This is a genomic window from Azospirillum thermophilum, from assembly GCF_003130795.1.
Taxonomy (GTDB): Bacteria; Pseudomonadota; Alphaproteobacteria; order Azospirillales; family Azospirillaceae; genus Azospirillum; species Azospirillum thermophilum.
The window spans coordinates 99,354-121,504 of the sequence record NZ_CP029353.1 but is presented as its reverse complement, the minus strand read 5'-3'; the positions used below and the strand labels follow the sequence as shown (position 1 = coordinate 121,504).

21 protein-coding genes and 5 pseudogenes are annotated in these 22,151 nt (G+C 68.9%); 9 read left to right on the top strand and 17 right to left on the bottom strand.

Going from position 1 to position 22,151, the window contains the following annotated elements:
• Positions 1 to 117: 117 nt before the first annotated feature.
• The 6 genes and pseudogenes from DEW08_RS06625 to DEW08_RS06600 all read right to left on the bottom strand — a co-directional run.
• Positions 118 to 1,074: a tyrosine-type recombinase/integrase gene (locus DEW08_RS06625; protein WP_109325550.1), complete on the bottom strand. Its 957-nt coding sequence runs from the start codon at positions 1,072 to 1,074 to the stop codon at positions 118 to 120.
• Positions 1,071 to 1,928 (bottom strand): site-specific integrase, encoded by an 858-nt coding sequence (locus DEW08_RS06620; protein ID WP_168220306.1) that lies wholly within the window; start codon positions 1,926 to 1,928, stop codon positions 1,071 to 1,073. The genes DEW08_RS06625 and DEW08_RS06620 overlap by 4 nt, the downstream gene beginning before the upstream one ends.
• Before the next feature lie 506 nt (positions 1,929 to 2,434).
• Positions 2,435 to 3,820 (bottom strand): annotated as a pseudogene (gene tnpC / locus DEW08_RS06615) (IS66 family transposase); the annotation flags it as partial.
• 58 nt (positions 3,821 to 3,878) lie between these two features.
• Positions 3,879 to 4,232 carry an IS66 family insertion sequence element accessory protein TnpB gene (gene tnpB, locus DEW08_RS06610; protein WP_109325547.1) on the bottom strand — a complete coding sequence of 118 codons (354 nt, stop codon included), beginning with the start codon at positions 4,230 to 4,232 and terminating at the stop codon, positions 3,879 to 3,881.
• On the bottom strand, positions 4,229 to 4,588 hold the full coding sequence (gene tnpA, locus DEW08_RS06605; protein WP_146214651.1) for an IS66-like element accessory protein TnpA: 360 nt from the start codon (positions 4,586 to 4,588) through the stop codon (positions 4,229 to 4,231). The genes tnpB and tnpA (DEW08_RS06605) overlap by 4 nt, the downstream gene beginning before the upstream one ends.
• Before the next feature lie 739 nt (positions 4,589 to 5,327).
• Positions 5,328 to 5,474: pseudogene (locus tag DEW08_RS06600) on the bottom strand (transposase); the annotation flags it as partial.
• Between the two features lie 96 nt (positions 5,475 to 5,570).
• Here DEW08_RS06600 and DEW08_RS30655 point away from each other — a divergent pair.
• From DEW08_RS30655 to DEW08_RS32115, 4 genes and pseudogenes are all read left to right on the top strand, one after another.
• On the top strand, positions 5,571 to 5,984 hold the full coding sequence (locus tag DEW08_RS30655) for a DUF2288 domain-containing protein (RefSeq protein WP_146214650.1): 414 nt from the start codon (positions 5,571 to 5,573) through the stop codon (positions 5,982 to 5,984).
• Positions 5,985 to 6,018: 34 nt separating this feature from the next.
• Positions 6,019 to 6,177 (top strand): hypothetical protein, encoded by a 159-nt coding sequence (locus DEW08_RS31065; RefSeq protein WP_168220304.1) that lies wholly within the window; start codon positions 6,019 to 6,021, stop codon positions 6,175 to 6,177.
• 894 nt (positions 6,178 to 7,071) lie between these two features.
• Positions 7,072 to 7,512 carry a GyrI-like domain-containing protein gene (locus DEW08_RS06585; RefSeq protein WP_109325542.1) on the top strand — a complete coding sequence of 147 codons (441 nt, stop codon included), beginning with the start codon at positions 7,072 to 7,074 and terminating at the stop codon, positions 7,510 to 7,512.
• Positions 7,513 to 7,843: 331 nt separating this feature from the next.
• Positions 7,844 to 8,011: pseudogene (locus DEW08_RS32115) on the top strand (transposase); the annotation flags it as partial.
• A 118-nt stretch (positions 8,012 to 8,129) separates the two neighbouring features.
• Here DEW08_RS32115 and tnpA (DEW08_RS33715) read toward each other — a convergent pair.
• Positions 8,130 to 8,435: pseudogene (gene tnpA, locus DEW08_RS33715) on the bottom strand (IS66-like element accessory protein TnpA); the annotation flags it as partial.
• A gap of 323 nt (positions 8,436 to 8,758) precedes the next feature.
• Between tnpA (DEW08_RS33715) and DEW08_RS06570 the strand changes: the two are divergent.
• Complete coding sequence (locus DEW08_RS06570) at positions 8,759 to 9,418, top strand: hypothetical protein (RefSeq protein WP_181449432.1); 660 nt, start codon at positions 8,759 to 8,761, stop codon at positions 9,416 to 9,418.
• Between the two features lie 16 nt (positions 9,419 to 9,434).
• On the opposite strand, the gene DEW08_RS06565 is transcribed toward DEW08_RS06570, so the two are convergent.
• From DEW08_RS06565 to DEW08_RS06560, 3 genes are all read right to left on the bottom strand, one after another.
• Positions 9,435 to 10,445 (bottom strand): DNA-methyltransferase, encoded by a 1,011-nt coding sequence (locus DEW08_RS06565; RefSeq protein WP_109325541.1) that lies wholly within the window; start codon positions 10,443 to 10,445, stop codon positions 9,435 to 9,437.
• Positions 10,432 to 10,614: a hypothetical protein gene (locus DEW08_RS30645; protein WP_146214648.1), complete on the bottom strand. Its 183-nt coding sequence runs from the start codon at positions 10,612 to 10,614 to the stop codon at positions 10,432 to 10,434. Before DEW08_RS30645 ends, DEW08_RS06565 begins: the two co-directional genes overlap by 14 nt.
• A gap of 116 nt (positions 10,615 to 10,730) precedes the next feature.
• Positions 10,731 to 10,961, bottom strand: coding sequence for a DUF6471 domain-containing protein (locus DEW08_RS06560; protein WP_109325532.1), 231 nt, complete (start codon positions 10,959 to 10,961; stop codon positions 10,731 to 10,733).
• Positions 10,962 to 11,074: 113 nt separating this feature from the next.
• Here DEW08_RS06560 and DEW08_RS06555 point away from each other — a divergent pair.
• A pseudogene (locus DEW08_RS06555) lies at positions 11,075 to 12,044 on the top strand (IS1595 family transposase).
• Positions 12,045 to 12,308: 264 nt separating this feature from the next.
• Here DEW08_RS06555 and DEW08_RS06550 read toward each other — a convergent pair.
• The 4 genes from DEW08_RS06550 to DEW08_RS06535 form a co-directional block, all read right to left on the bottom strand.
• Positions 12,309 to 13,445: an ATP-binding response regulator gene (locus DEW08_RS06550; RefSeq protein ID WP_109325531.1), complete on the bottom strand. Its 1,137-nt coding sequence runs from the start codon at positions 13,443 to 13,445 to the stop codon at positions 12,309 to 12,311.
• A gap of 26 nt (positions 13,446 to 13,471) precedes the next feature.
• Positions 13,472 to 15,433, bottom strand: coding sequence for a PAS domain-containing sensor histidine kinase (locus DEW08_RS06545; protein WP_168220303.1), 1,962 nt, complete (start codon positions 15,431 to 15,433; stop codon positions 13,472 to 13,474).
• Complete coding sequence (locus DEW08_RS06540; RefSeq protein WP_168220302.1) at positions 15,433 to 16,209, bottom strand: response regulator; 777 nt, start codon at positions 16,207 to 16,209, stop codon at positions 15,433 to 15,435. The genes DEW08_RS06545 and DEW08_RS06540 overlap by 1 nt, the downstream gene beginning before the upstream one ends.
• Before the next feature lie 547 nt (positions 16,210 to 16,756).
• Entirely contained in the window at positions 16,757 to 17,044 is a 288-nt protein-coding gene (locus DEW08_RS06535; RefSeq protein ID WP_109325527.1) for a helix-turn-helix domain-containing protein, read from the bottom strand.
• A 230-nt stretch (positions 17,045 to 17,274) separates the two neighbouring features.
• On the opposite strand from DEW08_RS06535, the gene DEW08_RS06530 reads away from it, so the two are divergent.
• Positions 17,275 to 17,658 (top strand): response regulator transcription factor, encoded by a 384-nt coding sequence (locus tag DEW08_RS06530; protein ID WP_109329594.1) that lies wholly within the window; start codon positions 17,275 to 17,277, stop codon positions 17,656 to 17,658.
• A gap of 150 nt (positions 17,659 to 17,808) precedes the next feature.
• A complete protein-coding gene (locus DEW08_RS06525; protein WP_109325526.1) occupies positions 17,809 to 18,213 on the top strand; it encodes a Ros/MucR family transcriptional regulator in 405 nt (134 codons plus the stop codon).
• 38 nt (positions 18,214 to 18,251) lie between these two features.
• Here DEW08_RS06525 and DEW08_RS06520 read toward each other — a convergent pair whose 3' ends face one another.
• The 3 genes from DEW08_RS06520 to DEW08_RS06510 all read right to left on the bottom strand — a co-directional run bounded on the left by DEW08_RS06520 (position 18,252) and on the right by DEW08_RS06510 (position 21,434).
• The gene (locus DEW08_RS06520; RefSeq protein WP_146214647.1) at positions 18,252 to 20,177 is read right to left on the bottom strand and encodes a bifunctional diguanylate cyclase/phosphodiesterase; all 1,926 of its coding nucleotides are present in this window, start codon (positions 20,175 to 20,177) and stop codon (positions 18,252 to 18,254) included.
• Positions 20,178 to 20,276: 99 nt separating this feature from the next.
• Positions 20,277 to 20,891 carry a hypothetical protein gene (locus DEW08_RS06515; protein ID WP_245986439.1) on the bottom strand — a complete coding sequence of 205 codons (615 nt, stop codon included), beginning with the start codon at positions 20,889 to 20,891 and terminating at the stop codon, positions 20,277 to 20,279.
• Between the two features lie 75 nt (positions 20,892 to 20,966).
• On the bottom strand, positions 20,967 to 21,434 hold the full coding sequence (locus DEW08_RS06510; protein WP_245986437.1) for a helix-turn-helix domain-containing protein: 468 nt from the start codon (positions 21,432 to 21,434) through the stop codon (positions 20,967 to 20,969).
• Between the two features lie 183 nt (positions 21,435 to 21,617).
• On the opposite strand from DEW08_RS06510, the gene DEW08_RS06505 reads away from it, so the two are divergent.
• Positions 21,618 to 21,818, top strand: coding sequence for a helix-turn-helix domain-containing protein (locus tag DEW08_RS06505; protein ID WP_342760757.1), 201 nt, complete (start codon positions 21,618 to 21,620; stop codon positions 21,816 to 21,818).
• Positions 21,819 to 22,151: the final 333 nt, after the last annotated feature.

Genomic DNA, 22,151 nt, shown 5'->3' with positions numbered 1-22,151 from the left:
AATCGGAACGTGTCACGGTAAGCAGCCACCGTTCGCGGGCTGACGGCGCGGTGATGCACGAGATGCTCGGTGAAGAAGCGCTGGAGAAGCGTCGCGAATGACGGGGCCGGTGCGGACTCAGCCATGGTGGGCCCCCCCGGGTGGCGAGGCGAACCGCTCGAAGCGCTGCCCGGCGATGCCCATCAGCTCCGGAACCCCGCTGAGATACCAGTAGGTGTCGGACACCTTGACGTGCCCAACGTACGTCGAAAGCGCCAGCATGGCGTTGTCGATGTCCGTCCCGTGCTCGTGCCACAGCATCACCCGGCGGCAGATGAAGGTGTGCCGGAGATCGTGGATGCGCGGTACGGGGTGACCACCCCGTGCGATCCACCCCAGGTCGGCACGGATGCGCATGAAGACGTGGTGAACCGTACTTGTGGGCAAGCCGTTGCCGGACAGCGACACGAACAAGGGAGCTTCCGGAACCGGCGGGACGTGGCGTTGCCGCACCGCCAGGTATTGGGTCAGGGCGTCCATGGTGGACGGGTGCAGGGGCACCAGCCGGGACTTGCAGAACTTGGTCCGACGTACCGTCAGGTGGCCTTGGCCGAGGTCCAGGTCGGAACAGCACAGGTGCAGCGCCTCGGACAGCCGCAGCCCCGTGGCGGCGATCAGTCCGAAGAGGGTTTCGTAGGTGGTCGGCCGCAGCATTCCTTCCGGGGGCAGACGGCGGGCTGCGGCCAGCAGGTCCACGATCTCCGCGTCGGTGTAGATATGCGGGGCAAGCCTGCGGTGCCCGCGGCCGAAGACATCGGCATCCGGCACCTCCGTGCCGGGTTCGATCCGGGCTCGATGCTGAGCGAATGGCCGGACGATCTCCAGGCGTCTGGCCCAGGTGATCGGGGTGGCGCGCGTCGCCTCGCCCCGCGCCCAGGCAAGAACGAGGTCGGCGGTCAAGGGGCCGCGATGGCCGGACCGGTCGGCGAACCGGGCGAACGCCATCAACTGCGTTCCGGGCACGGAGAGCGCGTATCCAAGGCGCCGACGCTCATCCAAATATTCCTGGACCAGGGACTGCATGGACGCGGTCATGGTGCCCTCCCCGGCCAGGGCAGGGCCACCGCGGCCAACCGCACCAAGTCCACCTTGGCGTAGATCGCCACCGTGTCGAGGCTTCGGTGCCGCAGGAGGTCGGCAATTTCCTTGAGCGGCGTTCCCCGATGCAGGAGCCGGCTCGCCATGCTGTGGCGAAGGACATGGGTGCGCGATGCTGTCCAGCCGCATCGGCGGTAGGCCGCGATGACGGCGTTGCGCACGGCGTTCGCCTTGATCGGTTCGTCGAACGGGGCGACGTGGCGCACGAACACGGCCCGGTTGGTCGTCTGCGGCCGTTCGGCCTGCAGGTAGTCGGCGATGGCATGGCCGGTCGCCGGCGGCAGTGGGAGAACGTCGGCCCGGCGGGACTTGCCCTTGGCCACCCGCAGCGTCCCCGCCTGCCAGTCGATATCGTCGAGGCGAAGTCGGGCGACTTCGCTGCTCCGTAGCCCGAGGTCGATCAGGCAACGGAGCATGGCATAGGCGCGCTTGCCCGATGGGACGCCGTTGCCGCAGGATGCGAGGAGTTGGTCGATCTCGGCTTGGGAGAACACGTCCGGCAGCGCGGCGAGCCGCCAGTTCGCGGCACGGGGAATCGCCGCGGCCAACGCTCCGACCTCTTGCCCGGCCAGCGTCCGGCACCGCAGGTAGCAGCGCAGCGCCCCCGCGATCACATTGACGGTCCCGGTGCTGCGGGCTTTGTCGCTCTCCAACACGAACCGACGGATGTCGCTCACGCTGACAGCCTTCAGATCGACCGGGGCGGAGCCGAACCGGGATACCAGGAAACGGGCGAGGATCTGGACTCGCTGCCGGCGCGTGCTGGCGGCCAGGCCGCAGAGCGCATCCATGTAACGGTCGAACGCTGCAAGCTCGGCCTCAATGTGGCCGGGGAATGACCGGCCGGAACGGCTCCACTCGCCTGGAGGATGCGATGCAGATGAGCGAGGGCGGCTTTGATCTCGTGGGGTGTCCGCCGGACCGGCGGCGGGCATTCGCACCGCGGCAAGTGATCGGCAACGAAGCGCTCGCCGGTTTCTTCGGTGATGGCGTTCAGTTCGATCCGCTCGGCCCCGAGCCAGCGGGCGAAATGCGCGATGCAGCACAGATAGACGCGTCGGGTGTTGCGCGCGTAGCGCCCTTGGCGCAGGTGGGTGCGGTAGTCCGCGATGAACGGCTCAAGTACGCTGCCGTCAACATGGCTCGCGTCTGCGGGTGCAGGACGGCGTCGTCATCCATGATCATCTCCTGGGAGGGAAGAACCTCCAGGAGAACGCGAGGATTATGCGCAGCAGACTCCGGTCCCGGCGTACCCTGCAATCAGTTCCGCCGGCGACCTGCACATAATCATCGGCTGCGCATAGTTGCGCGTCAGGGCCAGCGGGCGGATGCAGCGCTCCACGCTGTTGCTATCGATCTCCACCCGGCCGTCGTCGAGGAACAGCGTCAGCCCCTCCCAGCGGCTGAGTGCGTAGCGGATCGCCTCGGCCAGCGTCGATTTGCGCGACACCGCCGCGAGTTGCTTCTCCAGCCACGTCTTCAGCTCGGCAACCAGCGGCGCCGTGCGGGCCTGCCGCTCCCGGCGGCGCGCCTCGGCGTCACGGCCGCGGATCTCCGCCTCCACCGCGTACAGCTTGGCGATGCGCAGCAGGGCTTCGCTGGCGATCGGCGCCGAGCCGCCGGTCTGGAGATCGTAGAAACCCCTGCGGACATGCGACCAGCAGAACGCGAGGCGCACAGCCCCGGCCTCGGACAGCTTGCGATACCCGGCATAGCCGTCAACCTGGAGCACGCCGGTGAATCCCCGCAGGTGCGCCACCGGGCGTTCCGCCTTGCGATCCGGGGCATAGACGTAGGCCACCGCCGGCGGCTCCGGTCCACCCCAGGGGCGATCATCGCGCGCGTACGCCCAGAGCTGGCTGGTCTTGGTGCTGCCCCGTCCGGGATCGAGCACCGGCGCCGTCGTCTCGTCGGCGAACAGCTTGCCCGAGGCTTTCAGGTTGGCCAGCAGCCGCTCGTGCAGGGGCCGCAGGTACCAAGCCGCCCGTCCGACCCAGTCGGCCAGGGTGGAACGGTCCAGATCGACGCCCTGGCGCGCATAGATCTGGGCTTGGCGGTAGAGCGGCAGGTGATCGGCGTACTTGGACACCAGCACGTGGGCGATCAGCGCCTCGGTGGGGATGCCGGCGTCCACGATGCGCGCCGGCGCCGCGGCCTGCACGACGCCCTCTTCGCAGCGGCGGCAGGCGTACTTGGGCCGGCGGGTCACCAGCACCCGGAAGCGGGCCGGGACGAGGTCCAGGCGCTGTGAGACATCCTCGCCGATGGGATGCAGCGCGCCGCCACAGCACCGGCAGGTCTTGTCGGCGACGTCGATGAGGATCTCCTCGCGCGGCAGATCGGCCGGCAGGTTGCCGCGGTTCACCGTGCGCCGTGCCGGCGACGGTGCCGGCTTGCTCGCCGCGGAGCCAGCGGGCTCGGCTTCTTTGGCGGCCAGCGTCTGCTCCAGGTCCTCCAGCGCCAAGGCCAGCTGGTCCGGATCAAGACGCTCGGCCCGGCGGCCGAAGCGATGGCGCTGCAGCTCCCGGATGATCTGGCGCAGCCGGGCGATTTCCTCCTCAGCTCGCGAGCGGGCCGCGCTCAGCTCCGCGGCATGCCGGGCACGTTCGGCCAGCAGCAGGGCGCGCAGCTCGTTGGGATCGCTGGGCAGGAGGTCGGGCGCGGTCGTCACGGCCACCAGCATAGCGGCGCCACTCGCAGTCTTCGCCCCCAAAGCGGTAGCCGAGTCGCTGTGTCGCAGCTCAGCCGGCCGTGGTCGGCCGGGGCACCCGCACACCGCGCACCCGGGTCCAGTCCAAACCTTCAACGAGCGCCGAGAGCTGGGCCGGGGTCAGGCGGATCACGCCGTCGCGGATCGCCGGCCAGCGGAACTGGCCGGCTTCCAATTTCTTCGAGATGAGGACCAGGCCGGTGCCGTCCCAGTGCAAGAGTTTCACCCGGTCCGCTCGCTTGGCGCGGAAGACGTAGACGACCCCGCTGAAGGGATCGGCTCCCAGTTGCTGCTGCACCAGGGCGGCCAGTCCGTCCATGCCCTTGCGGAAATCGATCGGCTTGGCGGCGACCAGCACCCGCACCGCGCCCTCGAGGCCAATCACCGCGTCGCCCTCACGGCGCGCAGCACCGCCTTGACGGTGGCGCTGTCCATGCCGGCGGGCACGCGCACCACCATATCGCCGATCTGCACCTCAATAACGGGCGGCTCCTTCGGCATCGGCGTGGCGGAGGACGGCGTGCTGTCCAGCACCACCGGCGCGAACACTATGCTCTCCTCCTGGAAGCGGCCGGCGGCGCGGGCTTCCCGGCGCCAACCGAACACCTGCTGGGGCCGGAGTCCATGACGCCGGGCCACTTCGGAGACCACAGCCCCGGGCACCGCCGCCTCGGCCAGGATCCGCGCCTTCTCCTCCGGCGACCAGATCCGGCGGCCCACATCGCCCGTGATCACCTCCATGCGGCGCACCCGCACGGGCTCCGGGTCAAGCGTAAGGTCGAGCGTAGACACAAACCGTTCTCCCAATCATTCGATCCGGGAGACTCGCTCCGCCCTGATGCCGCCGGAAGGTGGGGCCAGAACACCGCTTACTGTTCGGGATTTCGGCGTTGTCGCGGTTCTGCCTTGACGTTGCGAAAGTCGGTTCGGTGCACTGCTTGCGGCGAACCAAGGCGAGCGTATGACGGAAGGTGGGCTCGGCCTTGCTATACCAGCGCACGCCGTCCGGTCGGCGGCGAGCCGGTCCGCCCACAGCGTGACGAGCGAGAACAGGCCGAGCAGGGCCGGCGTGGTGCGCAGGATCGCCAGGTCGGACCATTGCCGCTGTGTCTCGCCCCGAGGTGGCGACGGACTTCGGACAGCGTCACCTCGACCCGCCACCTTTGGACGAACCAGCCGAGGATCGCCACCGGGTCGGCGACGGGATCGGTGCTCAAAAACGCCTGCGGCGGTTTCTCGCCGTCGCCGGCACACCAGCGCCCAACGGATCGCCAGCTGACGACCGAGGCGGTGCCGGAGCACCGTGCCCGAGTCGAGGTCGAGGCGGCGCTCCGTTTTGCCGTAGCAACGCCGCTTCGTTGCCCGTTGCCACACGGTCGCCGGATCGGCCAGCCGCTCGTTCAGCGTGGGCAGCCGCGCCCCTTCACCCACGTCGCCCCATGGCCCGCGCGGTGCGTGCCGGTGCCGGCTCGTACCGCTCGGCATCGCGGTGCAGGCGGGTGATCACGGTGAGATGACGGACGCCGGGCTTGGCGACCAGTTGCGACACCGTCAGCTCGCCCCAGATCGCCTCCAGCGCCATCTTCGCCTTGAACTCCGCCGAATCCCGCTTCCGTTTCCCCGTCATCGGGTCCGTTCCTCATCCTGGGCGAACCAAGCCTAGCCGACTGTCCGGGAAACGGGGACCACCACATCAGACCCACTCGTGAGGAACAGCGTGGGCATGGCCGTGAAACGACACACTGGGGCGCGGTTCAATGGGACGATGGGAGAAAAACGCCCTCCTGCAGTCCTCTACCGCTTTCGCGCAGGCGAGAAGGTTGAAACCGGCTCAAGGCTTACCCATCTCGGCCCGCTGCTGGCGGAGACCGAACCGGTCTTCTGGCAGACACTCGGAAGCAGACTGCAATTAGAACACGAGGAGGACACAGCGATGACGTGGCTTTCCCGCGTCCTCGACCTTCTGAACGATCCCGTCGGTCAAGCCATTCTGCGCAGGGACGGCCTGTCACGGGACGACGTGCTTTCGGTCATTGCTCCAGTTGCCGAGCAATTGAGGAGACGACCAAGCCCCATCCAAGCCATGCGCAACCGGCAGCCTCCTCACGGAGGAGGCTTTCCTTCCTTGCAGCAGTGAGGTGGAAGCCGTGAAGCCGCTGTGTGGATGGACCATGCCAGAAGACGACGCTCGGGCGATGCTGCCGATGATCGCGAGGGCCATCATCGAGGCTGACGTGCAGCCACAGCGCCGGGCCGTTCTTCGGCGCTTTCATGCGATGCTGGAAAGCGACTTGGCCGCGCTGGCGGCCCGCCGAATGGAAGGCGAGTAGTTGTTCCTCGCCTGTAGTGCGGAGCGGAGCCGGGTGCTGCGCTCCGCATTCCGGAGGCGGTGGTGGGGACGGGCGAAGCACGATCCGGCGGCGACGGTCATGCCCTCTCGGATTTTCGCTCCAACTTGCCGGAGTCCCAAGGGCCGTCGGAACGGGAAAGCCTGCAACCGATTATGGAGGGAGGCGCTGTTCAATGGCCTTCCGTATGGCATCAAGCCCCCTGGACAGTTGGTCGGCTTCGGCGGGGTCTGTCTCGCGCGATAGGGCCAAGTGACTGGCCCCCCAGAGCCTTGCGAGATCGAAGCCCGTCAACCTCCCAAGCCTGGGCATTACGACGGAGAGGTCCGTATCCTGTGAGAGCTTTAGAGGTTCGGTCACGGCTCCTACTCCCATTCCCCGATTGAGCCGATCCTACCAACATCACACGGAGCGTGATAGTCTTCCTCGAACAAGAGGAGTAGGTGTGGCGGCCTGCAATCATCGGGCTCGGACAGAATTGCGTGAGACGGGCCGTTCCGGCGCGATCGGCAGACCGGCAGACCGGCAGCTCGCATGCCCTGGGCCAACTCGTGGGTGCGCGCGGAATTAAGTTCGCCACGCAGGAACTGTCGGACCTCCGTGGGCTCGGCGCCGAACTGCTCAGCCAGCAGACGTAGCGGTACGTGTCAACGCGAATGAGACAGCCGGTCAGATTATGGTAGCTCAGGGTTCGGACTGGACCATGGCGCTATGGCCGGTCGGTGTGCGCCCGTCTGCCTCCAGCGTGCCGGCGAGCTCGGGCCGCGCAAGGCCCTTCCGTGCCTTATCACATGTGGCCCTGGTCGCATGCCAGCTTGGGTTCGGCTGAACCGAGGCCGGCCATGACCTTGCAATCATATCAATAAGGAGAGAATCATGGACATTCATACGACCGAAGCCATTGCAGTGCTACGGCGCAAAGGCCGGATGACCATTCCACAGATTGGCGAGCAGGCCGCGCTGGCCTACGAAGCCTTGTGCGCCGAGGCGATGGCGCGCCAGCTCGTGATCAACGGGCCACCGCTTTTTGTTGCGCAGTCCATGCCCCAGGACGCACACACTGTATTCGAGCTGGAGTTTTGCTTGCCCGTGGTCAGCGACGAACTGCCAGCACTCCCGGCATTGCGTTGCGCTCGCCTGATGTACGAAGGGCCGCTGTCCAAGCTGTTCACTGGCGGCTATCAACCCTTGTTGCAAGCTATGGCGGTGGCCGGGCTACGCGCCAGCAGCGAAAGCCGTGAAGTTTACCACGGCTGGCACGGTCCGGAATCTGCGGATAACCGCATCGAGATACAAATCGGGGTCGCGCATACGTGAATAGCGCGCGTTTTCCGAATGTCCACAATGACAAAACTTAGAAGAAAATCTTTATTATGTTCCTGTCGATAAAAACTACACTTATGAGTTTTGGGGTGCCAACAACGACATGGACCTTTCCAGCCATGACGGAGGAAAAGAACAAATCACCCTCAGCAACTGCGCTTGCTTATCGGTTGTTTCAATTCAATGTAGAGACGGACAATCTGTCCCGCACCTCTGGGCAAGCCTCACAGCCCGTTTTGAAAGCCGCGCCCACTTTGTTTGAGCGACGGTGACGGCTGGTGGCGTCGGCTGTTCGGAAAGGGATTTTCCCGTCTGGAGACCGCCGATGTGGACACCCTCGGATCGCGCTCTGGTTGGGGACTTTGGGGCCGGCCAGGCGCTCAGCGATGACCAGTTCCGTCTCCTTGAACCGTTGATCCCGCCGCCCAAGCCCGGTGGTCGGCCGCGCACCACCGACATGCGGCGCATGCTGGACGGCCTGTTCTACGTCGTAAGCGGTGTTCTGGCTCACCTTCCGGCGGGATCAGGGCGGAGCGAGTCTCCCGAATTGAATGATCGGGAGAACGGTGGAACACCAGCCGCCCGCTGCGCAGGTCCATCTCGATGCGGTCCGGCGCCGTCTCCCGAGCCGCCGGACGCCGGTCCTCCGGGGAAGTGGGCATGGGGGCGTCGCCCACCGTGACCGGGACGAACAGCGGCGTCTGCGCCGGGGCCGCTTCCGGGACGGTGCCCGCCTCCCGACGCCAGACCGTGAGCAGGCCACGGTTCACCCCGTTGCGCCGCGCCACCTCGGAGATGTTGGCGCCCGGCGCCGCACTCTCCGCCACGATGCGCGTCTTTTCCTCCACCGTGTACGAGCGTCGCTGCCGACGTCCCGTGATCACCTCGACCCGCCGATACGGCCTGCCTTCATCCATGGCTTCAAGTCGGGGATGAAGCCTGACGCCATCTTCCATCGCACCCTCCGTGTCCCGTGAACCGGCGCGCAATCTCGGTCACGGAACCGGACTCAGGAAGAAGGGCGCGCTCGTAGCGCTTACGATCGTTCACACCGTCGCCCGGCCGTCTTGCCTGGAATTATGTAGCACCCGCCACCGCCGACGCACGTGTCTTACACTTACACCCCTGACCGAGGGGGCCAAGGGCCTGCTGCGAACGAAGGCGAGCTGCAGTAGCCCCTACCACCGGGCGGCGAGTCAGTGTAAAGGTGAGCAATCGTCACACATTCCACGATTGCCAGATGCCGATCAAACGCGAAACGGTCGTAGCCGACGCCCTCAACCACCATGCCGACCTGCCTTACTCCTTGCGCGTCGAAGACTTCGCCATGGCGATGCAGGACGTGTACGACTTTTTCAAGGACGTGAACGAGCGATTGCAGGGCAAGGGGCTCAGCAGGCTTGACGATATGCTCCGGCCCGCTGCCATGTCGGGGATTATCTCGGACATGATCACCGCCAGCTTGGCCCGCCATTCTCGGGTGCTGGTGGAGAACAAGTATTTCAACGGGCACCCGGACCTCGTGCAGCGGGGCATGTACCCCAACGACTCGACCAAATCGGGCGTCCATGGCATTGAGATCAAGAGCACTCGAAAGAAGGGCGGCGCTGTCGATACCCATGGCGCGCGCGAGCAATGGATGTGCGTCTTCATCTATGAGACGGACAACAAGACGGAACCGGCGGTCGAGCGGGCACCGATGCGGTTCACGGAAGTCTACCTCGCCTACGTCACCGAGGCTGATTTTCGGGAGAATGCCAGAGGGAAGTTGGGAACCCGCACGGCCACCCTTCACAAGGCTGGCGTCGCATCGCTCCGGCAAAAATGGATCTATCGCCTGACGCCTCCGAAGCAGGCCAAGAAGAAGGGGAAAGCGGGGGCGGAACCGACCTTGCTATGATCCCGGCCCTTCGGCCTCAGTCTTCGGGATGGATGCTGCGCAGGCGCGGAATGGCACGGCACGCCAGCACCGCGTAATCCGGGTCCAGTTCGGTGCCGATAGCCTTGTATCCGACGCGTGCGGCGGCGGCGAGCGTCGATCCCCCTCCCACAAAGGGGTCGTAGACCACGCCGATCCCAAGGGGCAGCACCGCCCGCACCACCTGCCGCATGAACTTCTGTGGCTTCAACGATGGATGGTCGGCGATCTCCCGCTCGCTGGCGCGGGTAGGGGCCGACTCAATCACATCGCGGAAAGGTTCGGTCGGCGACACGCGGCGCAAGGCGCCGGTTCCCCAGCGCCGCAGATTGGCGGCAACGGTCTTCTCGCTGATCGGCTTGCGGAATAGTCCCCAAGGTTCCCAGCAGGACCGGGGCATCACCGTCACATCGCAGAACTCGCCTTCCGCTCCCTTCGGGCGATCACCCCCGCGCAAGGTCTGCACCAGTCGGATGATCTCGCCGCGCTTCTCGAAGCCCGCCCGCTCGAAGCAGGCGAAGGTCGTGGTGGACAGCAGCGGATTGGACGCGATCATGACGTGCCCGCCTGGAGCCAACGCCTTGAGCGCCCGTTCGGCCAAGCTCTGAAAGAACCCTTCCAGGCGCTTTCGGTCGGCATCCGTGAGCACGGTGAAGCGCGGCACCGGCGAGCGTTCAGCTCCGCCGATGGCGGGAGGAATGCGCCAGACACCTCCCCGGCCTCCACGGAGCTTGGAATGATCCTTGTCCTCGTACTCGATCAGACCATAGGGCGGATCGGTGACGATGCCGGAGATGGAGTCTTCGGGAACCCTGTCCAGCCATTCCAGCGCGTTGCCATTGGCCAGCGCCACCCCATCGCAGGGGCGACGCACGGGAAACCTGTCAACTTCACGCAAGGCGTCCCACGCCTCGGCTTCACGTTCCAGAAGGGCATGGCGGACGGTGTCGTGACGAAAGGGCTTTGCAACCGGCGCGGTCGCGCCGAAGGCAGCATCAAGCGGCGCCATGCTGGGCATCCTTGTAGAGCTTCCACATTTCCTCAAACAGCTCGTTCTGCTGCATGCCACGCCGGGCGGCCTCGACACGGAATTCTCGCGCCATTTCCGGCTCAACTCTCAGGTTGAGTGTCGGCTTCAAGGTGGAAGCGCACGCTTCGCTGGGTGTGTGGCTGCCCATTTCGGCCTCCGGCCATTGACGTCTTGACGTCAATTTGACAGATCCAACCGGACACGTCAATAGGGTGAACAAAGGTAGTCCGTTTGTCCAGAGGGAACCGGAACAAACGCGAACGCTCAAACGTCCTCCACCCGCACGGCCGGGCACCCTATCGCCTTCATGCTAGCGAGGAAGAACCACGTTGGGAAGGTCCCGCGGTTGATCTTCATGGCAACCGAGCCTTCCGACTCCTCAATGCCCATCTCCGACAGTCGGCGGGCCAGCTCGTCGTAAGTCACGTCCCGGCGCTTCAACTCGGCCTTGAAGAACCGCTTGCTGCGGTCGGCCCAATCGTCCTTCGAGTCCATCGCGGCACCTCAACGAATCCGTTCTCTGAATAACGTATCCGTTGCTTTTTGCGTTGACAAGCGTGCGTTCAAAGGATAACGCATTCGTTATCAAATCGACGAATATGACATCCATGCCGCAGCACTTCCTCCTCTCCGCCGCCCGCACGCTGAGCCTCGCGAAGGTGCTGCGCCTGTCGGACAAGGAAGCCGAGGTGGTTTTCGCGGCGATCCGCTGGCCCGAGACCCAGGGCCGCCCGGTGTGCCCGGCCTGCGGCAGCGACGCGGTGTACGACTGCCGCCGGCCGAACGGCGCTCCGCGCTGGCGCTGCAAGGACTTCTCCCTCACCTCCGACACCCTATTCGCCTTCCAACAAGCTGACGCTCCAGCTCTACCTCGCCGCCGTGGTGATCTTCGTCAACGAGGTGAAGGGCAAGAGCGCGCTGGCGCTGTCGCGTGACCTGGGCGTGCAGTACAAGACCGCCTTCGTGCTGGCCCACAAGATCCGTGAGGCGATGGCGGCAGAGATCCGCGGCGCCGTGGTCGGCGGCCCGGATCGGGAAGCCGAGATCGACGGCGCCCACTTCGGCGGGCACATCCGCCCGGAGAACCGCAAGGAGGATCGCAAGGACCGCCGCCTTGCCGAGCACCAGACCGGCAAGCGCCGCTGCGTGGTGACCATCCGCGAGCGCGACGGCCGCACGGTGACGGGCGTGTTCCCCTCGGAGGACGCGGCCACCTTGTTCATCCGCACCCGCGTCGCCAAGGGCACCACCGTCCATGCCGACGAGTCCCCGGCCTGGAACGAGTTGCACGCCCGCTACACCATGCACCGGGTGAACCACCAGGAAGCCTACAGCGCGGACGGCGCCTGCACGAACGGCGCGGAGGCCTTCTTCTCGCGCATCCGCCGCGCCGAGATCGGGCACTACCACCACATCAGCGGCATCTACCTGTACCGCTACGCCCAGGAAGCGGCGTTCCGCGAGGATCACCGCCGGGAGAGCAACGGCGAACAGTTCCGCGCCGTGGTCGGGCTGGTGACGAGGAACGGCCCCTCGGTGGACTTCTGCGGCTACTGGCAGCGCACCAGGGCGGCGTGATCAGCCCCGCATGGGCGCGCCCTCCGTTGGTTGTCCTCAGGTGGGCCCTCATGATGGTCATTGTTCTCATCAGGTGCCGGGTGCGTCCGCCGCCCTTGCGTTGCGCATGGCGCCGTCGGCGGCCCATGAGCCGGTCCGCCGCGGTGAGCCCGCTGCCCGGGCATTCGCGTCGCCAACACCCGAATTCGAAGCGACCGGCGCCGGTTCGCGCCGGAGGCCGCCATGCTCGCCGTCTTTTGAGCCGGCGGTCGCCGGCAAGGACGGTCATGCGGATCGGAGCGGCGCACCGGACGGCCCGGGCAGCGTCAGCGTCGACACATCGCCACCCTCGACGGGCGTGGTCGCGAACGTGCCGCCGAGGGCTTTGGCGGCGGCGGCGGCCAGCGCCGAGCCGATGCCGAGAGACGTCATGCCGCAGCGGCCGGGGTAGGCTGTGCTCCGGCGTTCGATCACGATGTCGAGCCGGGCATCGGCCCAGGCGATCCGCACCGCAACCGTATCGCCGCGCAGCATGCCCTTGCTCGCCTCGCTCAGCAGCGCACACAGGGCACTGCCGAGCAGGTGGGCATCGGTGTCGATCTCGGGCAGACCGTCGGGAATCTCGGCGGAAAGGTGGACGCCGGCCTCCGCCGCGTGCGCCTTGGCGACGTTGACCGCACCGAGCACCAGGTCGCCGATCTCGGTCGGTTGGCGCTCGCGGGTGGGCTGCCCGTGGATGCGCACGAGCTCGATCGAGCCTTCCACCAGATGGTGCAGCGCCCGCGCGCCGAGGTCGATCTCCTGGAGCGCCTGGGCAATGGACAGGCATTCCGGGATGTCGCAGGCGCAGCGCTCGGCCGAGCGCTTGCCCAAGGACGCCCATCCCAGGATCCGCGTCAGCGGCGTGAGCAGTTCGTGCGGCAGCAGGCTCAGGATCTCGAGGCGGAATTCCTCAACCTCGGCGCGCCGCCGCTCGGCGCCACGGTTCGCCGCGGCGAGGCGCGCCGCGATGGCGGCCAGCATGAGGTCGAAGTCGACCGGCTTGGTCAGGTAGTCGTCCGCGCCGAGCTGCCGCCCGGCGATGACGTCGTTGCGGTCGGCCAGGGCCGACAGGAAGAGAAACGGCAGGTCGGCCAGACCCAGGTGCTCGCTGCGCACGATCCGGAGCAGCTCGTGGCCACCCATCACCGGCATGGAGACGTCCGCCAGCACCAGATCGACCGGCTCGCGGCCGAGGCGTTCCAGGGCGTCGCGCCCGTTGGCGGCGGTCAGCACACGGTAGCCCGCGCAGCGGAGCTCGGTGGCGACGACGGCGACGAGATCGGGTTCGTCGTCGACGACCAGGATGGTCCGCGGCGGATGCCGGGGAGCGCCCTCATCAAGGTTGGAACCCGTGTCGTCGGCGGGGAATGCAAGATCCATGATGGCCTGGTGGTTTAGGGGTTGCGTCAACGCCGCGGCGCGGCGAGCGGCAGGCGGACCTGGAATGTGGTCGTGCCGCCGCCGCTGGCCAGAGCGATGTCACCGCCGTGCATGGCGACGAGTTCCTTGGCCACATTGAGGCCGAGGCCGGTGCCCGGAATGCCGGCGGACGTGCTGGCCCGGAAGAAGCGCTCGAAGACCTTGCCCTGCTCGTCCTCCGGGATGCCCACGCCGTGGTCGCTGACCTCGACCACGGCGCCGTTCCTGTCGGGGCGGGCGGTGACCTCGATGCCGCCGCCGGCCGGAGAGTACTTCGCCGCGTTGCTCAGCAGGTTGTTGAAGACCTGATGCAGCAGACGCTGGTCACCCTGGATGACGGGGAGCCCGTCCTCGATCCGAAGGGCGATCCGGTGATCCTTGGACAGCGAGGCGCGCTGCGCGACGAGCTCCTCCAGCATCCGGTGCAGATCGACCGGCCCCGGCGTGAAGCGGATCGCCCCGGCATCGAGGCTGGCGGCGGCCAGCGTCGTCTCGATCAGATGGCGCGCGCGGGCGACGGCCGCCCGGATCGTCTCCTGATGGTCGCGGACCGTGCCGGGCCCCATGCGGGCGCCATGGCGCAGAACCAGTTGCGCGGCCCCGTCGATGATGGCCAGCGGCGTGCGGAACTCGTGGCTGACCATGGCGACGAACTTGCGCTGCGTCTCGTTGAGCTCCTTCTGGCGGCGGAGGGCGTCCTCCAGGGCACGCGTGCTTTCCATCAGGCGGAGCTCGGCCTCATGGCGCAGGGTGACGTCGCGGGCGACGCCGACCAGCCCGAGGACATCGCCGCCCGGCCCGAAAAACGGAGCCTTGACGGTCTCGACGAGCCGGCGGCTGCCGTCGGGAAACGCGATCCACTCCTCGCGGCGCTCCGACCGTCCCTGGGCGAGCACCTCGCGGTCGGCGGCGCGGAATCCGTCCGCCATCCACGGGGCGAAGAGCTCGGCGTCGTCCTTCCCGGCCAGCGCGGCCTCGGGCCGTCCGGCGAAGGCCGCGAACGCCGTGTTGCAGCCCAAGTAGCGTCCGTCGCGATCCTTGAAGAAGATCATGTCCGGAATCGAATCGAGCAGGGAGCGCAAGACGGCGCGCGAGCGCTCCAGGTCGGCGGTCCGCTCCTCCACCAGACGTTCGAGGCGCGAGCGGTACGCGGCAAGCTCGCGCTCGATGCGGCGGGTTTCCGTGACGTCGACGGAAATGCCGAGCACGCAGGTCGGCTCGCCCTCCAGGCCGCGGAACGGCACTTTGGTGGTCTGCAGCAGCCGGTGCCGGCCGAAGGCGTCGGTGAACGCCTCCTCCGGCACGACCAGGGGGCGCCCGGTGTCGAGGACGGTGAGGTCGTCCTTGCTGTAGGCCGCGTTCTCGTGGCGGGGGCGGTGCGGGAAGTCGTCGTGGCGGCGCCCTTCGAACGCCTCGACGCTCAGGTTCATCGCCTCGGCGAACGGCCGGTTGGCCAGAAGGTGGCGGCCCTCGGCGTCCTTCACGAAGATGAAGTGCGGGATCTGGTCGATGATCTGGCGCAGGTACGTCTTCTGCCGCGCGAGGTCGCGGGCGAGCCGCTTCTGCTCCGAGACGTCGATGCACTCGACCACCGCGGCCGGACCGCCGCCCAGACGCGCGCCCGTGATGACGAACAGGCAGCAGGTGTCGGTTCCGCAGCAATGGTCGATTTCCAGCGTCGCGCGCTCCCGCGTGCCGGTCAGGACGAGCCCCACCGCGTCCCGCACGTCCGGCCCGCCATGGGCCTCATCAAGGTCGGCGATGCGCGAGCCGACCGGCCACCCGGCGGCCCCATCCCGCCGCCCGCCGTCGGCCTGCCAGGCCCGGTTCGCCGCGACGACGCGGCCGTCGGCGTCCACAAGGCAGACCCGACCGGACATCGCGTCGAGAATCGCCCATCCTGCGCCCGCATCCGGGGCGGCGGGCATCACCTTCTGCGCCTGCGGCATCAGAACAGCTCGATCTCGTGGTCGTGCGGTTTGGACGTGTAGACCCGCACCCCGTCGCTTTCGATGCTGACGTCGATGCCGTCCTCCTCGGCCATCGCGTCGGCAAGGTGCATCAGATAGGTCAAGGACAGCCGCTCCCATTTCCCACGGCGTGGCGCCAGGAGGGAAACGTGGACCGGGTCGCCGCCGGGCACGGCCGCCGACACCGGCGCGTCGTCGACCAGAGCGGGTGATGTGGGTGCCGTGCCGTCGGCCGCCCGCGTGAACGCCTCCGCCAAGGCAAGGCGGAGTGCCGCGAGCGCGTCCGGAGGCAGCCGCTCCTTCAGACGATTCTCCACCGCGTCGGCCGCCGCCCGCTCGGCCACGGCGATCCGTTCCACCGCCGCCAGGTGAGACTCGACGGTGGCCGTGAGCAGGTCGAAGTCGACCGGCTTGGTGAGGTAGCCATCGGCGCCCAACCGCCGGGCGGCGATGACGTCCTCACGCGAGTCCAGCGCGGAGAGGAAAATGAACGGAACGGCGGCGCGGCCAGGCCCGAGCGCCCGGACGGCCCTGAGGAGATCGAGCCCGCTCATGCCCGGCATCAGGATGTCGCAGACGACGACCTGCACCGGGTGCGTCCGGAGAAGGGCCATTGCCTCGTCCCCACCCCTGGCGCACAGGACCTCGAACCCGGCGTAGCGCAGATCGGCGGCGACGACGCCGAGGACGTCCGGTTCATCGTCGACGACGAGAATGGTCTTGCGCTGTTCTTGCGGACCGCAGTCCTTTCCCATTCTTCGATGCCTCCCGAAAAAGAACGACATTTCTTCGCATCCGCCGCCACAAGGGCCGGGCAATCACCAGTGCTTTTCGAGGCCATGCGGGAACTGGCGCGCGACCGCTTCAGAGGACTCACCAAAACGACGATCGGGTGCACGATTGCCGGAAGGCCACCATGTTGACCGGCGTGAAGCTCTGCCCAGCATCATCTGCCGCAGACTCTTAACATTGGTTTTACGCCGATTGGCTTTGCGGCTCACAAACGGCATATCCGCAGTGTATGTGCACAAACGACAGTGCGCGATGACGCCCGTCGCGAGCCGTTATTTGTACCGGGCACGCCGGTGCCATGGCCCCTCGCCCTTTGCCTGCGGCGAAAAGCCGCCAGCAGCGCGTCCGGGCTGACGGCGCGGCGTTCGGGACGGGCACGGCATCCGGCCCGGATTCGAACGGCGGCACCAATCGGACCGAAGACGCGTCCGTGGCGTTGCGGCCTTGCGGAACGCCGCGTCGGGCATCGACCGAGCGTTGCCGTCGGCGTTGAGCCAGCGCGGTGGCCGGTCAGCCGCGCTGTCGCCCCGGGAGGGTTGGCTCGGTGGGGCGCGTGGCGCAGGCATCGTCATGCTGGTCGACCAGCATGACGCCGACGCCGCGGGCCGAGGACAGGAAGATGACGCCGTGCTCCTCGAGCGCCTTGCGCACGGCATCGCGCGTCGTGTCGCGAACGCCAAGACGGTCCGACTCCAGCCGTTTGAGCGCCGTAAGGGCGACCAGGGCCGCGTCGGCCAGCGTCTCCTGCGTCCACCCGAGAAGCGCCCGCGCGGCTCGGATCTGTCTCGATGTGATCATCCCGGATCACATCCCCGATGCGCGCGCCAGGCGCCACAGAGACGACTATTTTAGTCGCCTCGACAAAGGCGGGCGGCTATACTCGGCGCGGGCGGCGGAGCGGCGCCTTGCGGCTGTGGCGTCTCCCGGCACGCGGAGGGCCGTGAGCCCATGCGCGCTGCATGGCCCGTCACGGGTGGCGCTCCACGATCCCCGACGCGGCCTCCCGATCGGGACTGGAGGTGATGGTCATGGTTGACGCGAAGCCCGTTCATGTTCTGGTGGCTGAAGACGATGCGCTGGTCGCCTGGGCGCTCCGCGACATCCTGGAGGAGGCTGGCTACCGGGTGACGGTGGTCCCCGACGGCGCGCGCGCCCTCGCGCTGGAGGCCGATGACCCGGCCGACGTGCTGCTGACCGACCTGCAGATGCCGCACCTGGACGGCGGGGCGCTGGTTCGCCGGCTGCGCACCGCGCGCCCATCCCTGCCGGTGATCGTGATGACGGCGAACCCGGACGACGGCCGTCTCACCGGGCTGGAGAACGGCACGCCGGGGACCACCGTCATCATGGCCAAGCCGATGCGCCCGCAGCCGGTCCTTGCCGCGTTGCGTGCCGTGCTGGACAGGCCATGACGCCGTCCGACGGCCCCCGGCAGCCCGGACGGCGCGTGGCGACGACGCGTTCGCCGAAGCCAAAAGCCGTTCTTGATGCATGGTCTTGTCGAATCCGCACGCACACCGCTATACCCTGGTATGCCGTCTTTGCCCGGAGAGCACCGCCCCATGACCGAAGTGATCGAGCACGCGGCCAGGATCGTCGCCGCCTACGTGCGCAGCCACCGTGTGGAAACCGATGACGTGCCGGCGTTGATCGCGGCCGTGCGCCGGACCCTGGCAGGCCTCGGCACGCCGGCCGAAGCGGCGCACGCCGAGCGCACGCCGGCCGTGCCGGTCCGCCGGTCGGTGACGCCGGACTACATCATCTGCCTGGAAGACGGAAAGCCGCTGAAAACACTCAAGCGCCACCTGCGGAGCGTCTACGGCTTGACGCCCGACGAGTACCGGAAGCGCTGGCACCTGCCCGACACCTACCCGATGACCGCCCCGACCTACGCGGCGGAACGGTCCGCCGCCGCCAAGGCGCGAGGGCTCGGCCGAACCCGCCGGCACGCGCCGCTCACCCCATAGAGGGGCGACGGACAAGCGGACGGGAGGTGCGGCGCCGGTCAGGCCGGGCCTTTGCCGCCCCCGGGATGCGCGACGTCGCCGCATCCTTTGAAGACCACACGGTTCTTGCCGGCGCGCTTGGCCTGGTAAAGGGCCACGTCAGCCTGCCGGATCGCCTCCTCGGGCTCCAGGTCGGCCGCTTGCCAAACCGAAACACCGAGCGAGCATCCGACCCGCACCGGCCGGCCCGCGACGACGACGTCCCGGCCCACCACGGCGACGATGCGCTCCGCCAGCGCCCGCGTGCCGCAGGCCGGCCCGCAGACGGTCCGCACGAGGACGGCGAACTCGTCGCCGCCCAGCCGCGCCACGAAATCGCCGTCGCGCAGGCAGCTCCGCAGGCGGTCGGCGACGATCCGCAGCAGCTCGTCGCCGGCCGGGTGCCCCAGCGTGTCGTTGACCGCCTTGAAGTCGTCGAGATCGAGCAGCATCACGGCCTGCCGGACGCCATCCGGCGCCGCAGCCTCCGCCAGGGCGCTCAGGCGCTCGCTCAGGTACGCGCGGTTCGGCAGTCCGGTCAGCGGGTCGTGGTTGGCCGCGTGCCGGGCGCGCTCCCGCTCCGCCTCGGCCTCCCGGTGGGCGGCCTGCACCCGCAGCTCGCGCTCCCGGCGCTCGGTCACGTCGGTCATCATGCCGACCAAGCGCAACGGCGCCCCATCGGCGCCGAACAGCCCCCGGCCGCGGACGAACAGCCACCGCCACGAGCCGTCCTTGTGGCGGACCCGGCATTCCACCTCGATCTGCTCGGAGCGCCCCTCGAGGTGCGCCTGCACGGCGGCCCGGAGGTTCGGGCCGTCGACCGGGTGCAGGCGCTCCCAGAACTCCCGCGGGTTTTCGCCCATCTCATGGTCGGCCAAGCCGTACAGCGCCTTCATCCGGGCCGTCCGGCGGACCTTGTTGGTGCGCAGGTCCCAGTCCCAGATGCCGTCCGTCGTGGCGGCCACCGCCACGGCGAAGCGCTCCTCGCTCTCCCGCACGGCCCGCCGGGCGTCGCGCAAAGCGTCGGCTTCGCGGCGCGCGCTGCGCAGGACGAGGGCGCTGAGCACCAGGCTGAGCGCCACGCCGCCGCCGGCGAATCCCCAGAGCAGCCGGGTCCGCGACCGCCAGGGCGCGAACAGCGCATCCAGCGGCCGGCCGGCGGCCACCACCAGACCCTCCGGCTCGACGCGGCGGACGGCATACAGCCATGCCGCGGCGCCGGTCGGGGAGGCGAACTCGAACGCACCGGTCTCCCCGGCCACGCGGGCCTGTTCCCAGAGCGCGTCCGGCCACCCCGGCGCCGCGTCCGGTTCGGGCGGCGCGGCGCGGGCGATCGCGTTGCCCTCCCGCGTCCAGACCGCGAGCGAAGCGCCCTCGCCCCTGGCGATGCGGTGATGGACGGCGGCGAACCGCGTCGCCGCAACGGTGGCGGCGGCCAAGCCGTGGAAGGCGCCCGAGGCGTCCTCCAGACGCCGCACCACGACGTAGGCGCCGCTCATGCCCCGTCCGGGGGCCTCGAGGCACACCCGATCCCTAGCCGCGGCCGCCGCGGCGCACGCGGGGGCCGCGAGGGTGATGGGCTCCGGATCGTCTTCGGCGGTCGACAGCACCGCGTCGCCACGCGCGTCGTACACCCGCAGGGCGTCGATGCCGCCGGCCTCCCCGAGCATCGCCCGCAGGGCGTCGCGGTCGGCGTCCGCCGTCCCGGGCACCGGCAAGGGCCGCCCGGCGAAGCGGTCGGCGACCCGCCCGAGCAGAAGGAGGTCGGACCGGAGCACGGCCCGGACGTGCTCGGCCACGAGGACGGTGCGCTGGGCGAGATCCCGCTCGGCGGCCGCCCGAGTGCCCCGGTGATCGAGAAAGGCCGTCGCGCTCAGGGCGGCGACGGTCACCGCCACCGCCGCCCCCTCCAGCACGGCCACAAGGCCGCAGGTGTTCCCCACCACGTGAGTCCGTGCCTCCCAACCCCGCGCCGCGGCGGCCCAACCCCAACCGTATTCCCGCCGCGACGCGCGGGCACCGGCCCAACGCCAGGGCGCGGCCTTCTAGCGCCGATCGGTCATCAACGCGGTGAGGTCGCTGAGAGCGCCGCAGATGACGTCCCAGGGCCCGCCGTCCGCCTCCGGCTCCCGCGCGCTCCATTGCGCCGCGATGGCGAGCTTGGCGACGACGCCGGCGAGCGAGCGCGCGGGCGTGCCGGCCGCCGCCGCCAGCAGCTCGGCCACGCGCCGGTCCGCGTCGGCCTCCTGCTCCATGGCCCGGGTGAGGCCGCAGGCCTCGGCTTCGGCGGCCCACCGCGCCTGCGCCGCGGCGAGTTCGCGCTTCAGCCGGCGGCGCAAGGCGCGGGTGGCGGGCGTCTTTCCCAGCACCCAATCGATCTGGCGGGCGTCGGTCGCCGGCACCAGCGGGCGTTCCGGATCGTCCACGGGGATCTCGACGCGCGGAAAGCCGATCCGGCCCAACAGCTCCCGTTCCAGGGCTTGGGCCCGCCGGCACAACCGGTTCGAGGACGCGAAGGCGTCCCGCCATCCCTGCCACAGAGCGACGAGCGGATCCGCCGGCGGTCCATCCGACGCGGCGGCCAGCAGGCGGGCCGCCGCGGCCAGCCCGGCGCGGTGGGCCGCCCGGCTCCGGCGCGGGGCACGCCCGTTAGGGGACACGGCCGCCTCCGTTCGGCATGGGCCGGCGTTCGGCCGAGCCGGAGCGGGCGACGGCCCGGGCATCGGGCCCGCGCGTCAGGGCGGGTCGGGCGTCAGCATGCCCTCCAGGGCGCCGACCAGTTCCTTGACGAGGTCGAACACCCTCCGGCGCACGCGCGGGTCCTTGATCCGGTAATAGCATTTCACCAACTCCAGGGTTTCCCGCCGCCCCAGCGGCGGCATCGGCGTGTCCGGGACGGGATCCGCCGCGGCGTGGCGGCCTCCCGCCGGCATGCCGTCGAAAAAGAAGCCGACGGGGACGTCCAGAACCTCGGCCAACTGCCAGAGCCGCGACGCGGCGATGCCGTTGTCGCCGCGCTCGTACTTCTGGATCTGCTGGAAGGTCACGCCAACCCGCTCGCCGAGTGCCGTCTGCGACAGGCCGACCAGCGTGCGGCGCAGCCGCAGCCGGCCGCCGATGTGCGCGTCGACCCGGTCCAGGCCGCTGCCGGCCTTCGGCACCCGGCCGCGCCCCTTGTGCTTGCGCTCCGGTGTGGTGGGCACGAACGACCTCCTTCGTTGGGCAGACCGCGCGGGATTCACGTCACCCCTTATACCCGCCATGGCTGTGCGCGGCGAGACCGTAGCGTGCGGCTCCTAAGAAAATGTTACTCATAGTCTGTAGACCAATAGGCTGCACGCCGGCTTCCTGCGGGGATGGACATCCGCAGGCAGGTCGGGCTCAACGTGCAGAGGATCAGGCGTTCGCGCGGCTGGTCGCAGGAGGAGCTCGCCTTCGAGTCGGGCCTGCATCGCACCTACATCAGCGGCATCGAGCGCGGCGCGCGCAACCCGACGGTCACGGTGCTCAGGGCGCTGGCCGACGCGCTCGGGGTCGGCCCGGGGCGCCTGCTGGACGACGGGCCACCGGAGACCGCGTCGCCGTAGGCCCGCGAGCACGCCAGGCCGGGCGCCATGCCCCTTCCCAACACGCCGCAGGGCTGCCCGGCGTGAGGCCGTGGTCATGCCGCTCCGGATCCCCGCCTCCCGACGCCCCGCACGCGGGCGCGCCTGGTCCGCCTGACCGGGGCCGATCTGTCCAGCGATTGGTCGGCCCCCCCGCCGGACGCAGGCGCACGAAGCCGATCCCGCCGCCCTCTCGCGGCTTGCCGCCGGTCTCGAGGCGATCCGGGTGGACATCACGCGGCGCCTTCCACCGTTACCCCGGAGCGGGCCGGCCTCGGCGCGGACCGTCCGGCCCGCCGCCGCCGGGGCGGCCGG